This is a genomic window from Planococcus sp. YIM B11945 (genome assembly GCF_050864155.1).
Classification (GTDB): domain Bacteria; phylum Bacillota; class Bacilli; order Bacillales_A; family Planococcaceae; genus Planococcus.
Window position 1 is genome coordinate 195,428 of record NZ_JBOZWR010000002.1, and the last position, 14,426, is coordinate 209,853.

At 47.6% G+C, this 14,426-nt stretch carries 12 protein-coding genes; 1 reads left to right on the forward strand and 11 read right to left on the reverse strand.

What is annotated here, in order from left to right:
- The first annotated feature begins 72 nt into the window (after positions 1-72).
- Positions 73-678 carry a trimeric intracellular cation channel family protein gene (locus ACRRQV_RS04630; RefSeq protein ID WP_432528149.1) on the forward strand — a complete coding sequence of 202 codons (606 nt, stop codon included), beginning with the start codon at positions 73-75 and terminating at the stop codon, positions 676-678.
- Positions 679-733: 55 nt separating this feature from the next.
- Here ACRRQV_RS04630 and ACRRQV_RS04635 read toward each other — a convergent pair whose 3' ends face one another.
- The 11 genes from ACRRQV_RS04635 to rny form a co-directional block, all read right to left on the reverse strand.
- Positions 734-1,033 carry a rhodanese-like domain-containing protein gene (locus ACRRQV_RS04635; protein WP_432528151.1) on the reverse strand — a complete coding sequence of 100 codons (300 nt, stop codon included), beginning with the start codon at positions 1,031-1,033 and terminating at the stop codon, positions 734-736.
- Positions 1,034-1,171: 138 nt separating this feature from the next.
- On the reverse strand, positions 1,172-1,396 hold the full coding sequence (gene hfq / locus ACRRQV_RS04640) for an RNA chaperone Hfq (protein ID WP_432528153.1): 225 nt from the start codon (positions 1,394-1,396) through the stop codon (positions 1,172-1,174).
- A gap of 27 nt (positions 1,397-1,423) precedes the next feature.
- Positions 1,424-2,365, reverse strand: a complete 942-nt coding sequence (gene miaA, locus ACRRQV_RS04645; protein WP_432528155.1) for a tRNA (adenosine(37)-N6)-dimethylallyltransferase MiaA — start codon at positions 2,363-2,365, stop codon at positions 1,424-1,426.
- Positions 2,304-3,281, reverse strand: coding sequence for a lysophospholipase (locus tag ACRRQV_RS04650; protein ID WP_432528157.1), 978 nt, complete (start codon positions 3,279-3,281; stop codon positions 2,304-2,306). The genes miaA and ACRRQV_RS04650 overlap by 62 nt, the downstream gene beginning before the upstream one ends.
- A complete protein-coding gene (locus ACRRQV_RS04655; protein ID WP_432528159.1) occupies positions 3,281-4,939 on the reverse strand; it encodes a glycerol-3-phosphate dehydrogenase/oxidase in 1,659 nt (552 codons plus the stop codon). The genes ACRRQV_RS04650 and ACRRQV_RS04655 overlap by 1 nt, the downstream gene beginning before the upstream one ends.
- A 152-nt stretch (positions 4,940-5,091) precedes the next feature.
- A complete protein-coding gene (mutL, locus tag ACRRQV_RS04660; RefSeq protein ID WP_432528191.1) occupies positions 5,092-6,915 on the reverse strand; it encodes a DNA mismatch repair endonuclease MutL in 1,824 nt (607 codons plus the stop codon).
- A gap of 4 nt (positions 6,916-6,919) precedes the next feature.
- Positions 6,920-9,445, reverse strand: a complete 2,526-nt coding sequence (gene mutS, locus ACRRQV_RS04665) for a DNA mismatch repair protein MutS (protein ID WP_432528161.1) — start codon at positions 9,443-9,445, stop codon at positions 6,920-6,922.
- A 149-nt stretch (positions 9,446-9,594) separates the two neighbouring features.
- Complete coding sequence (locus ACRRQV_RS04670) at positions 9,595-10,023, reverse strand: RicAFT regulatory complex protein RicA family protein (RefSeq protein ID WP_432528163.1); 429 nt, start codon at positions 10,021-10,023, stop codon at positions 9,595-9,597.
- A 4-nt stretch (positions 10,024-10,027) separates the two neighbouring features.
- The gene (gene miaB / locus ACRRQV_RS04675) at positions 10,028-11,560 is read right to left on the reverse strand and encodes a tRNA (N6-isopentenyl adenosine(37)-C2)-methylthiotransferase MiaB (RefSeq protein ID WP_432528165.1); all 1,533 of its coding nucleotides are present in this window, start codon (positions 11,558-11,560) and stop codon (positions 10,028-10,030) included.
- 100 nt (positions 11,561-11,660) lie between these two features.
- Entirely contained in the window at positions 11,661-12,458 is a 798-nt protein-coding gene (locus tag ACRRQV_RS04680) for a TIGR00282 family metallophosphoesterase (RefSeq protein WP_432528167.1), read from the reverse strand.
- A gap of 65 nt (positions 12,459-12,523) precedes the next feature.
- On the reverse strand, positions 12,524-14,080 hold the full coding sequence (gene rny, locus ACRRQV_RS04685) for a ribonuclease Y (protein WP_432528169.1): 1,557 nt from the start codon (positions 14,078-14,080) through the stop codon (positions 12,524-12,526).
- Positions 14,081-14,426: the final 346 nt, after the last annotated feature.

The window sequence follows — 14,426 nt, forward strand, 5'->3', positions numbered from 1 at the left end:
TGGCCCTTCTATTGAAATTGCGTCAAATTCTGCTACAATTCATAGAGTTGCATGATTAGGAGGCTTTATCAAATGGCTTGGGAAGTATTTAGTGCCATCGGAACAATTGCGTTTGCCATTTCCGGCGCACTTGTTGCCATGGAAGAAGAATATGATATTTTTGGTGTATACATTCTCGGAGTGGTCACGGCTTTTGGCGGAGGAGCCATCCGGAATTTATTGATTGGGGTGCCGGTATCGGCGCTGTGGGACCAAGAAATCATGTTTCAATTGGCTCTTGTGTCCATCACGATTGTTTTTATATACCCGCAAAAACTATTGGGGCATTGGAATCGCTGGGGCAATTTCTTTGATGCGATCGGGCTGTCGGCTTTTGCGGTGCAAGGCGCCTTGTTTGCGGTGGAATTGGACTTGCCGATTTACGCCGTTGTTCTTGCTGCGGTGTTGACAGGATCTGGCGGCGGAATCGTCCGGGACATATTCGCCGGGCGCAAACCGCTTGTTTTCAAAGCGGAAATCTACGCGGTCTGGGCTGCTTTTGCCGGACTCATTATTAGTTTTGACGTAATCCGAGTCGACTGGGTTCTGTACTTGTTGTTTTTAACCATTACCATCTTGCGGATGTTGTCTTATATGTACAAATGGCGATTGCCGACGCGCCATTTTCCAAGCGTTTAAAAAAACAGATCAAGGAGCGTTTCAGCCCTTGATCTGTTTTTCTTTTTCCCTGTATTTACGCGACGACTTCGCCGTTCCAAGCCATCATGCCGCCTTCGACGTTAACGGTTTCAACGCCGTTGCTTTCAAGATAATCACAAGCCATGGCACTGCGGCCGCCGGCTTTGCAAATGATGTAGTAAGCTTCGCCTTCTTTAAAAGCATCCATCTGCTCTGGCAAAAGCCCAAGGGGAATGTGTGTCGCCCCTGGAATCATGCCATACGCGACTTCTTCTGTTTCACGGACATCGACCAAGTTAAAGTCTGTCCCGTTTTCAATTAGCTCTAAAAGCTCTTCTGTTGTAATGGATTTCACGAATTGCTACCTCCTGCATGATAAGACCTTCAACTGAAAATGGTATACTCCTTCGTATCTGCTGTCAATAAGAACAGCTCCAGCAAATAATACCAGGCAACAAAAAAAGCCAGCCCACGAATTCGGCTGGCTCGTATGTCATTCCTGGTGTTCGATGGCCACAGGTTTGGCCGGAGAAAAAGTGGAGATTGCATGTTTGTAAATCAGTTGCTGCTTGCCTTCTGTTTCCACCAGCACCGTAAAATTATCGTACGATTTTATGGTTCCTTTAAGCTGGAAGCCATTAAGTAAAAAGACAGTAACAAAAATATTGTTTTTACGAAGCTGATTCAAGTACACGTCTTGAATATTAACCGGTTTCATGAAAATCCCCCTTAGATCCCCTGCTCTTTATTTTTCATTTCCACTAAGATACATTCGACGCTTTCGGTCGTTCTCCTGCATGAAGCGTTGAATTTCTTGAAAGTTTTTTTCCAAATCTTCCAATGCATCGATCCAGAAAATCGGCAATTTGTTTTTAAAATACGTGAATTGCCTTTTGGCGTAATGCCGCGAGTTTTGCTTGAGCTGATTGACCGCTTCGTCCAACTCCAGCTTGCCGTCGAGGTAAGCATACATTTCTCTGTAGCCGATGGCTTGAATCGACTGGACGTCGCGTATGCCCCGCTCGCGCAGCGCTTTTACTTCTTCCAGCAAGCCCGCCTCCATCATCAAGTCGACGCGGTGGTTAATGCGTTCATATAAAATTTCGCGCGGCATATCCAATCCGATGATCGCTTCGTTGTACATCGGCGAAAGCGCCAAACTGCGGTCCGTTTTTTCTTCTCCGCTCAACAAAATTTCAAGCGCCCGCAGCACACGCCGCGTGTTGTTCGGATGAATATCTGCATCCGGGTCTAGCTTCAGCAGTTTTTCGTGCATATAAAGCGGACCGTGCGTTTCAAGTTCTTCCTGCAACGCATTTCTCAAGTTTTCGTTGACTTGTACTTCGGAAAACCGGTAATCGAACAAAACCGCTTGGATGTAAAGCCCGGTGCCGCCGACAATGATCGGAAATTTGCCGCGCGACTGGATCTCCGCAATTTTTTCGCGCACCAGCCGTTGGTATTCCGCCACTGAAAACGGCTCATCCGGTTCTTTAATATCCAGCAAATGATGGACCACGCCGTCCATTTCTTCTCTTTTGATTTTGGCTGTGCCAATCGACATACCTCGGTAAATCTGCATGGAATCGCCGTTGATGATTTCTCCATTCAATCGTTTCGCCAGCTCAAGGCTGAGCGCTGTTTTCCCGGAGGCTGTCGGGCCGACTATCGCCGCTACTTCTATCATGCTTGTCCATCCATTCTAAAATCGTTTGGTAATGCAGATGCTTATTGTGTTCGTTCAACAGTTCATGGCGGCCTTCTTCAGCCAAAAACACGGTGACGTCTTTTATTCCTGCTTTGACGTACTGCTCAGCGGACCGGAAAACGCCTTGGCCGTTATCGCCCACTGGATCTTTCGCGCCGCTGATGAATAAAACCGGCAAGTCTTTGCGGATTTTGTCCACTTCTGCTTGCTTGTGAATCAAAACAAGACCCGTAAACAAATCCACATAAAACTGATTGGTCGATTTAAAGCCGCACAGCGGATCGCTTTCGTACTTGGCGACTTCTGCGGTGTCGCTCGACAGCCACGCAAACAGCGAACTTTCTTCTTTAAACGGCTTGGTAAAGCTGCCGAAAGTCATTTTCGCAAGCAACGGGCTTGTTTCTTCTTTGCCTTTCGTTTTGGCAAGCCTTTGTGCGAACAGCAACCCCGCTTTTCCGGCAGCACCAGGGTCGCCCCCTGTACCCGAAAAGATCGCTCGGCTGATGCTGCCGCTATACAGCTGAACGTAGCGCCGGGCCACAAAAGAACCCATGCTGTGGCCGAAAACAATCACCGGCAGTTCACCAATTTGGTGTTGGACCGCGCGAATGACTTCATTAACATCTTTCACAACTCGGTCAAAGCCTTTTTCTTCACCAAAATAGCCGAGTGTGACATTATTTCGTTCAGCTGTCCGGCCATGGCCACGGTGGTCGTGGCCCGATACCGCATAGCCATTAGCGGCCAAAAAATGCGCAAACTCTTCGTAGCGGGCGATATGCTCCGCCATGCCGTGCAGCATATGGACATGCGCTTTCGGCTGCTCCGGTTCGTACACTTCGCAGTAAATTTCATGCCCATCGGACGCTTCGATAAAGTTTTTGGTCACTTTCATCATAAAGCCTTCCTTCCGAATCGAGTCGCCTCCTCGATTTCGTCTTGCAGTTCTTGGCGGTAGGCTTCTTTTTGTTCTGGCGTGTAGCGAAGCACGCGGCTCATGTAGTCAAGGACGCCTTCGCGGTAGCGGACAACGTCGTCGATATGAAAATACAAATCGCCTGTCCGTCTGACAAAAAAGTCGCTCGGCGTGCGCGCCATTTCTTCATCCATGGCGTATTCAACTACCGCGACGAGTGTTTTCGGAAGGCCTTCCGGATTGTTCTGCGGAAGGTTTCGGTAATGCCAGAATACTTTTTCTGCATTGGTGCCGAAAAATTGCGCATACATGCGCCCTTGTTCGGGACCCAATCCGTATTTTTGAGAACGGAGCGCCATATGATGGACAAACTTTGCAAAGTTTTTGGATCCGCCAAAATCACCGCCTGACAGCGGCAATTTTTTTGTGACGCTGTCGCCGTATTTGATGCCCGTTTCATGTCTTAGCTTTTTGACGACCAAGTCAACGACGGTTTCAGCCATTTTCCGGTAGCCCGTCAATTTGCCGCCCGCAATGGAAATGAGGCCGTTTTCCGAAAGCCAAATTTCATCTTTCCGTGAAATGTCGGACGGGTCTTTGCCTTCTTCGTAAATGAGCGGACGGACGCCTGCCCACGTCGCTTCGACATCATCCGGTGTCAATTGGATACTTGGGAAAGTGCGGCCAACCGCCTGGATCAAATAGTCGACATCTTTCTTTTCGGCAGCAGGCGAAATCGGATTATCGTCGTAAAAATCATCCGTTGTTCCGACATAGACTTTATTGTCCCGCGGTACTGCAAAGACCATCCGTTTATCTGGTGTATCAAAATAGACCGCTTGCCGAAGAGGGAATTTCTTATGGTCGACAACGATATGCACGCCTTTGGTCAGCCGTATTTTTTTCTCCGGCGTTTCCGCGTCGTAATCTTGCACTTCATCGATCCACGGCCCTGTCGCATTGACCACTTTTTTCGCAAAAATATCCATTGGCAAATTGTCAATCAAGTCAACAGCTTGGACGCCCGCTACTTTTCCGTCTTCATAAATAAATCCTTCCGCTTTTGCGTAATTCAGGCAAACCGCTCCCAATTCCGCTGCCTTTTTCATCGTTTCCAAGGTCAAGCGGGCATCGTCTGTCCGGTACTCCACGTAATAGCCGCCGCCGACTAGCCCCGGTTCCTTCAATAAAGGCTCTTTGCTGACTGTTTGATAAGGAGAGAGCATAGTGCGGCGCTCCGCTTTTTTCACATTCGCCAAAACGTCATAAACGCGAAGGCCCAGGTTCATAAACACCGGACCTAATGTGCCGCCTTGATAAAACGGCAGAAGCATGCGTTTCGGCTCGGTGATGTGCGCGCCGTTTTCATAAACAATTTCGCGTTCCCGGCCGACTTCTGCTACAATTTTCAATTGGAAATTTTTCAAATAGCGCAAACCGCCGTGCACCAATTTTGTGGACCGGCTCGATGTGCCCGCCGCAAAATCCTGCATATCGATCAACGCAACGCTCATGCCGCGTGAGACGGCATCAAGCGCAATGCCGGCTCCGGTAATGCCGCCTCCGATAACGACGACGTCAAATTCATGATGGGATAAATGGCCAATTTGCTGTGCTCGCTGTTTTGCAGAAAACATACGCGTTCCCTCTCTCTCATTAAAATGTCGAGTTGCTGAAACTGCTTTCTTCTACATGCCGTAAAGCTTATAATGCCTATTTGTTCAGAACCCTGCCCTTATGCTTACCCTTCCTGGATTCGGATAAAACTGCCAATTCCAAATGGAAAAGATCACATCACGCGTTTGAACATTTTTTCAACATCGTACGTTTTAAAATGGATGATTACCGGGCGTCCATGCGGGCACGTAAACGGCTGTTCCGCCATTTTCAAGTCGGCCAACAGCCGCTCCATTTCATGTTTCTGCAAAAAATGATTGGCTTTGATGGAACGTTTGCAGCTCATCATAATGGCCGCGTCTTCCCGCAATTTCTTAACGTCCACTTTTCGTTCATTCAATATCTGTTCAATCAAGTCTTCGACAACTTCCTGCTCGAATCCTGCCGGGAACCACGTCGGGTGTTCCCGCACGATAAACGATGTTTCACCGAATTCTTCCAAAAACACACCGCTCTCATGCAACACACTCAAGTTTTCCTTCAAACGAAGCGCTTCGTCCCGGCTGTAATGAAACGTCAACGGCAATAATAGCGCTTGCCGCTCCGCTACATCGACCTGCCCCACTTTTTCGCGGAAAAATTCGTACTTGATCCGTTCTTGGGCTGCGTGCTGGTCGACCAAATAAAACCCGTCCGTGCTTTGTGCCACAATGTACGTGCCGTGGATTTGCCCCACCACTTCAAGTTCCGGAAATTGCGGGCTTTCGTCCGGCGATTCTGCCAGCTCAACCAGTTCTTCTTCGTTCACTTCTTTAACCGGCTGCTCTTCCGGAAATACTTCTGGCTCGTATATCGGTTCCACGATTTGTTCGTCCCGCATCTCTGTTGCTTGCGGCGTGGGACTAGCGATTGGCGCTGCAGGTTCTTGGACGGTATAAGACGTTTTCCAAATGTCCAATTGCTTGGATGGCACTTGCTTTTGCGGCTTCGGCTTTTCGATGATCGGCGCCCGGACAGCAGAGCTGATCGTTTGGCGGATCGTTGAATGAATCAGTTCCATCAATTCTTTTTCTTTGCTCAAGCGGATTTGCTGTTTGGCTGGGTGGACGTTGACATCCGTCAAATACGGATCGCCTTCAATGTTCATGACGACAATCGGCTGCCGCTCAAGCGGCAAAAATGTGTGGTATGCCTGATGCACCGTATTGGCGATAGCGTAATGCTTGACCCACCGGCCGTTGACGAACAGCGAAATGTAGTTTTTATTGGCACGGGTGATTTCCGGCAGCGAAGCAAACCCCGAGACTTTATAATCATGGGAATTCCCTTCGAACGAAATCATTTTTTTTGCGATTGCGACGCCGTAAATATCCGCAAGCACTCGCTTCATTTCGCCGCTTCCCGCTGTCTGCAAAACGGTCTTGCCGTCATGCGTCAGTTTGAACGAAATTTCGGGGTAGCTGAGCGCCAAGCGGTTTAACAAATCAATCGAGTGGCCAAGTTCCGTCTGCAAAGTTTTCAAGTATTTCAACCGGGCTGGCGTGTTGAAAAACAGCTGCTCGATTTTAATATCCGTGCCTTTTCGGAGCGATCCTGCCCGGTGTTCAACTAGGCGGCCGCCTTCTAGCCGGACGAACGTGCCGGATTCGCCATTCGATGTATGAAGCGTCACTTTTGAAACAGATGCGATACTGGCAAGCGCTTCTCCACGGAATCCCAGCGTCCGGATGCGGAACAAATCATGTTCGTTGGCAATTTTGCTGGTGGCGTGCCTGGAAAATGACAACAGCGCGTCATCGTTATCCATTCCTGCCCCGTTATCGATGATTTGGATCGACGTGAGCCCTGCCTCCAGAAGCAGCACTTCGATGGCTGTGCTTCCTGCATCAATCGCATTTTCCACCAATTCCTTGACGACAGATGTCGGCCGTTCGACCACTTCTCCCGCCGCAATCTTATTTGATAAGTTCTCTTCCATTAACCGGATCTGGCCCATCATGTCACTCCTTCTTGCTTAGCTTAAGTTGCAAATCATTCAATAACTGCAGCGATTGCAGCGGCGTCATAGCCGCGATGTTGACATCGGCAATGGTTTGCAGCACTTCTTCACTGTCAGTATCCCGTTCATCGAAAAACGACAATTGTTCGATGTGGTTGACCGTCTGCTTTTTCTCCTGCTCAAAACTTTTCAACAATTCGCGTGCGCGCCCTAATATGGCTTGCGGCAAATTCGCCAGTTCTGCTACATGGATGCCGTAGCTTTTATCCGCCGGGCCGTGTTTCACTTTATGTAAAAACACCACTTTTCCGGACTGCTCCATGGCAGCGACGTGGACATTGCTCATTTTATCAAGTGATTGTTCCAAAGCCGTCAATTCGTGGTAATGCGTTGAAAACAAGGTATTGGCGCCAATATTGTCATGGATGTATTCAATCATCGACTGTGCTAGCGCCATGCCATCATATGTGGACGTTCCGCGCCCGATTTCATCGAATAAAAGCAGGCTGCGGTCGGTGGCATGCATAATGGCGTATTGCGATTCAAGCATTTCCACCATAAATGTACTTTGTCCGGACACCAAGTCATCCGCCGCTCCGATGCGCGTAAAAATTTGGTCGACAATCGGCAAATTGGCCGATTCCGCCGGCACATAGCTGCCGATTTGCGCGAGGACGATCGTCAATGCCACTTGGCGCATATACGTACTTTTACCGGACATATTCGGCCCGGTGATCAACAACATGTTTTGGTTTTCCGTCAACACGCAGTCGTTCGGCACGTAATGCTGCTTGTTGAGCATTTTTTCGACTACAGGATGGCGTCCTTCAATAATGGAAATTTCTTTTGAATCGTTGAATTCCGGCTTTACAAACCGGTATTTTTCAGCAACGTTTGAAAAACTCAAAAAGACGTCCAGTTCACTCAATACCGAAGCTAGTTTTTGGATGCGCGAAATATACTGTTTCACTCGGTCGCGGATTTCCACGAATAATTCGTATTCCAACGTTAAGCTTTCTTCTTCCGCCGTTAAAATCAGCGCTTCTTTTTCTTTCAGCTCCGGCGTGATGTAGCGTTCGGCGTTGGCCAATGTCTGTTTGCGGTCGTAGCGGTCCAGATCCGCCAAATGCATATTTGCTTTTGAAACTTCGATATAATAGCCAAAAATGCGGTTATAGCCGATTTTCAAGGATTTGATGCCAGTCAACTGACGCTCTTTTTGTTCGAGTTCCGCAATCCAGTCTTTGCCGTTTCGGGAAGCATCGCGGTATTTATCCAGCTGCTCGTTATAGCCTTCCCGGATGATGCCGCCTTCTTTAGCGGACAGCGGCGGGTTGTCGCTGATCGCTTCGAGCAGTTCACACACTTCCCCGCAGCGGTCCAGTTTTCCACTGAAATTCGCGAGCGCTTCGCTTCCAGCGTTTTCAAGTTCATTAATAATAGAAGGGATTTTTTCAAGAGAACTGCGCAGCTGGGCCAAATCGCGGCCGCTTGCACTGCCAAAAGCAATGCGCCCGCTCAAGCGTTCCAAATCATAGACTTCTTTTAACCTTCCTTGAAGTTCCACTCGGGCAAAATAATTGTTAATGAGCGCTTCAACCATGTACTGGCGGTCTTCGATCAAACGCCGGTTGGCGAGCGGCTGATGCAGCCATTGCTTTAATTTCCGGCTGCCCATGGCGGTCACGGTTTCGTCCAAGAGCCACAGCAGCGTCCCTTTTGTTTCGCCTCCGCGGATCGACTGCAACAGTTCCAAATTGCGTTTGGAGTGAAAGTCGATCGTCAGCAACTGGCTGTTTTCATTATAGGAAAACGCTTGAATGTGCTGCAGCGACTGCTGCTGCGTTCTCGCGATATACGTCAACAGCCGGTGGATGCTCATCACCAGATCTTGCGGGCAGTGGACGAGCAGCTCGTCGTCCGCTTCGTATAAAAACTCCATCGGTTCGATCGACAGCACCACGTCTTGCGCTTCTTCATTCAACAAGAAAAACAATTGGTCCGAAACGACGAGTTCCCGTATGTGGAGGGACTGCAATTCCTGCAACAACGCTTTTTCTGCACCCGCTATGTATGTGGCCGTGGACTCGCCTGTGCTGATGTCGACATAAGCCAAGGCAAACCCGCCGCTCAGTTCTTCGGCGGCTGCGATAAAATGATTCGATTTGGAATCGATGCTTTTGCCTTCGGTATGCGTGCCAGGAGTAATCAAACGCACCACTTCACGTTTCACGACGCCTTTTGTCAGTTTCGGGTCTTCCACTTGTTCACAAATGGCCACTTTATGCCCTTTTTGAATCAATTGGTCGATGTAATTTTTCGCCGCATGATGCGGCACCCCGCACATTGGGATGCGGTCATCGCCATTGCCTCCGCGGCTTGTCAATGTAATTTCGAGCAGCTGGGAAGCCTTCAGAGCGTCGTCGTAAAACATTTCGTAAAAATCGCCAAGGCGGAAAAATAAAAACGCGTCCTGGTAATCTGCCTTCACTTGCAGATATTGTTGGATCATCGGTGTAGGTGCCATTTTTTAAACCTCTCTCACGGTAATTCGTAATTCGTTAATCGTTAATCGTTAATCGTTAATCGTTATTACTCCATTATAACAAAAAGATAAGCAGAAAAGAAAAAACTGAAAAAGCATTTGCTCTTTCAGTTTTCTTATTCTGCTCTTTTTTATGAAAGTTTTGTCGGTTTGCTGGCTTCGACTTTTGAGCCGGTTTCGCCGCGCAAAACATCTCCGCCAGTATCGACGATGATTTTGTTCGTTACTTGGTTGGCGATTGCCGTTGATACCATTTGAAGAAGCGAATTGACATCTGTTTGCGATTGCTTGAATTCTTGGACAATCGGCACAGCGTTGATTTCGTCTTCGATTTTCTGGATTTTGCCTTCGATCAATTCCAATGCGCGTTCTTTGCCGTAAGCTTGGAAGTTTACTGCTTGTTTTTGCAAGCTCTTTAAGCTCGCGATTTTTTCACGCACTTTTTGGTTTTCATTGATTTGCGCTTCCGCACGTTTGAAAAATTCCACTTCTTCTGTTTCGACGATCATGTTTGCCACTTCGCGTGCTTTAGCAATAATTTCTTCTTTTGAATACGTCATAAATTTAGACACCCACTTCTTGGCTTGAAACGGTTTCTACAAGTTCACCGTTCAGCGACCATGTTTTTGTAGTAATTATTTTGACTTTGACGAGCGTTCCAATAATGGATTTCGGTCCGACAAAGTTGACCAGTTTGTTTTTTGCCGTATAGCCCGATAAGACATCCGGGTTCTTCTTGCTTTCGCCTTCCACCAAAACTTCGACGACTTGGCCTTCGTACGCTTTCATAGCAGCGGCGGCGTATTCGTTGACGACGGCATTCAAACGCTGAAGCCGTTCTTTTTTCACTTCCATCGGTACGTTGTCTTCCATTTTGGCAGCCGGCGTGCCTTCTCTTGGTGAGTAAATGTACGTAAACGCCATTTCATAGCCGATTTCCTTAAAGAGCGACAAGGTTTCTTCAAACTGTTCATCGGTTTCATTCGGAAAGCCGACGATGATATCGGTCGTCAAAGAAACGTTGGGAATGGCTTCCCTGATTTTCCGGACGAGCTCGATATAATGCTCACGCGAATATTTGCGCGCCATGATTTTCAACATACTCGTCGAACCTGATTGTACAGGTAAATGGATGTGGTCGACAAGGTTTCCGCCTTTTGCGAGCACTTGGATCAAATAATCGTCAAAATCGCGCGGATGGCTCGTCGTAAACCGGACGCGTGGAATGTCAATTTTCCGGAGCTCGTCCAACAATTCACCGAGGCCGTAAGTGATATCGGTAAAGTCTTTGCCATACGCATTGACGTTCTGCCCAAGCAGCGTGACTTCCTTATAGCCTTGAGAGGCCAAATGCCGGACTTCCTGGATAATGTCTGCCGGGCGCCGAGACCGCTCTTTTCCGCGCGTATATGGCACGATGCAGTACGTGCAGAATTTGTCGCAGCCATACATGATGTTGACCCACGCTTTAATTTTTCCTTTGCGCACTTTTGGCAAGTTTTCGATGACGTCGCCTTCTTTTGACCAAACATCGATGACCATTTCTTTGGACATGTACGCTTCGTTCAAAATTTCCGGCAGCCGGTGAATGTTGTGCGTTCCGAAAATCATATCCACTTGGTCATAGGTTTTCAGGATTTTATTGACGACTGATTCTTCTTGCGACATGCAGCCGCAGACGCCGATCAACACATCCGGATTTTCAAGTTTCAACGGTTTCAGATGGCCCAGTTCACCGAACACTTTGTTTTCGGCATTTTCACGAATGGCGCATGTATTCAGCAAAATGACATTGGCATCGTCCACAGAATTTGTCAGTTCATAGCCGAGCTGCATCAATATGCCGGCAATTACTTCCGTGTCATGCTCGTTCATTTGGCAGCCATACGTCCTGATATAAAATTTGCGCCCTTTGCCCATTTCTGCAAATCGCGGGTCAATCTTGAAATTGTCAAAATAAGCGACTTCTTCTTTGCCGCGTTTTTTGGCATCTTTCAATGAAGGCGGAGTATAGACGCTTTGGAAATACTGGCTATAATCCTTTTCAGGCTTGGCCGATGTTAGTTGGGTTGACTGTAATCGCTGCTCCTCATTCACGGAAAAACCCCTTTCAATCAATACCTTATTATACTGAAAAAAGCAGTTGCTCTACAAGATGCGCGCTCCAATTGTCGGAGAATCGACAAGAAGATGCCGATTAGTTTTCAAATGGATAGTCTTCGTTGATGTAAATGCGTTCGAACGATGTCGCTTTCCCTGTCTGGTCGTCCACTTCGGTAAAGAAGCCGCTGACGACCGAGCGCCCGCGTTTCGGCACTTCAAAACGCGTCGGCATATTGGTTTTAAAGCGGTACAAAACCGATTCTTTTGTCATCCCTAAAATTTCATCGTAAGGTCCGGTCATGCCGACATCGGAAATATAAGCGGTACCCTTTGGAAGAATACGGGCATCCGCCGTTTGGACGTGTGTATGCGTTCCAACCACAACCGATGCACGGCCATCCAAATGCCAGCCCATGGCGATTTTCTCACTCGTCGCTTCGGCGTGGAAATCGACAAAGACAAGCGGCGAAATGGCTTTTGCTTCTTCAATCAATGCGTCCACAGTTTTGAACGGATCTTCATGCGGCGGCAAGAACACACGGCCATGCAAATTAATGACAGAAAGCGTTTGGCCGTTTTTTGTCACAGTCGCCATGCCTCGTCCTGGCGCTTCTTCCGAAAAATTCGCCGGGCGAATCAAGTAATCCACTTCGTCAATGAAATCAAAAATCTCTTTTTGGTCCCATGTGTGGTTGCCCATTGTCACCATATCCACACCCATGAACATGAGGTCCTGGTAAATGGCTTTTGTAATGCCGCGTCCTGCTGCAGCATTTTCACCGTTCGCTATAACCACGTCCGGAGAATACTTTCGTTTCATGCGGGGTAAATAGCTTTCTAAAGCATCTCTGCCGATCGATCCGACGATATCGCCAATAAATAAAATTTTCATGAGGTCACCTTTTTCCATAAGAAAAAGGCTTCTTTGAATAGACATTCATCGAAGCCTTTTTCCTATTATTTTGCGTATTCAACTGCTCTAGTTTCACGAATTACCGTTACTTTGATATGCCCCGGGTAATCAAGCTCTTCTTCAATGCGTTTTCGGATATCACGGGCTAAGCGGTGAGCCGTCATATCGTCAATTTGTTCAGGGCGAACCATAATGCGGATTTCGCGCCCTGCTTGAATAGCGAATGATTTTTCAACGCCTTCGTACGATTCAGAAATTTCTTCCAGCTTCTCTAGACGGCGGATGTAATTTTCCAGTGTTTCACTTCTGGCACCTGGACGCGCGGCTGACAATGCATCTGCCGCGGCAACAATGACAGAAATAATCGAAGTTGCTTCTGTGTCTCCGTGGTGGGAAGCGATACTGTTGATGACAACCGGATGTTCTTTGTATTTCGTCCCAAGTTCCACGCCGATTTCAACGTGGCTTCCTTCTACTTCATGGTCAATGGCTTTCCCAATATCGTGAAGAAGGCCAGCACGTCTTGCCAAAGTTACATCTTCGCCAAGTTCTGCTGCCATTAAGCCGGAAAGGAAGGCTACTTCTACAGAATGCTTCAAGACATTCTGGCCGTAGCTTGTGCGGTAACGGAGACGCCCTAAGATTTTGATCAAATCTGGATGCAAATTGTGGACGCCTACGTCAAATGTGGTTTGTTCACCAATTTCGCGGATTTGCTCATCAACTTCACGTCTTGATTTTTCAACCATTTCTTCAATGCGCGCCGGGTGGATACGGCCGTCGGACACCAATTTCTCAAGTGCCAAGCGGGCTGTTTCGCGGCGGATCGGATCGAAGCCGGATAGAATAACTGCTTCTGGCGTATCATCGATTATCAAATCGATGCCCGTCAATGTTTCAAGCGTACGGATATTCCGTCCTTCACGCCCAATGATGCGGCCTTTCATTTCATCATTTGGCAAGTTGACAACCGATACAGTGGTTTCTGCAACATGATCAGCTGCAAAACGCTGCATCGCCAATGATAAGATGTTTTTCGCTTTTTTGTCCGATTCTTCTTTTGCACGCGCTTCAGTTTCTTTAATCATGACCGCAATGTCCGTTGAAAGTTCATTTTCAACATCTTGCAAAATGATCGTTTTCGCTTCTTCGCGTGTCAAAGCTGAAATGCGTTCCATTTCAGTTTGCTGCATTCGGACTAATTCCTCAGCTTTGCTTTCCATCTGTACAATATGCTGTTGTTTTTCTGCGAGGGCTTCGTCTTTGCGTTCAAGACTCGCTTCTCTTTTGTTTAATGCATCATCCTTGCGATCTAAATTTTCTTCTCTCTGCAACAACCGATTCTCTTGTCTTTGTAGTTCAGATCGGCGTTCCCGAATTTCAGATTCTGTTTCAGTACGCAATTTATGATTTTCGTCTTTCGCTTCCAACAAGGCTTCTTTTTTCAGCGCTTCCGCTTCTCTTCGTGCATCTTCGACTATCTGCTCTGCAGAGTTTTTAGCGCCTGCCATTTTGGAATCGTTTGATTTTTTAAACGCATAATATCCAACAACTACACCGACGATGATACCAAGCAAAGCGAAGATGATCTCGTTAACCATTCGGACACCTCCTCTTGCTATTCGTTTTACATTTTCAAAAGATAATAATTAAAAGTTTTACCTATTAACCGTTTAAAAAGTAGGAAATTATACAATTTTAATTCTATAGATGGACTTATAAAGTGTCAACCCTTTGGGATTAACGAAAAGCGCAGGCGGCCGTGTAGATTCGACGGGCATAAGACAAATCGGCGAAGCGGCGATTTTTGCCGCACTGCCGGGATGGCTTATGACTCCGAGAATCTGGCCGCCGGAGTCTGGACACAGAAAAGCGGAGGCACCTGTCTAGCCCCGACAAGCACTGGAGGTATTGGCGGTTATGGCGCTTTTTGCCATAGCCGCCATT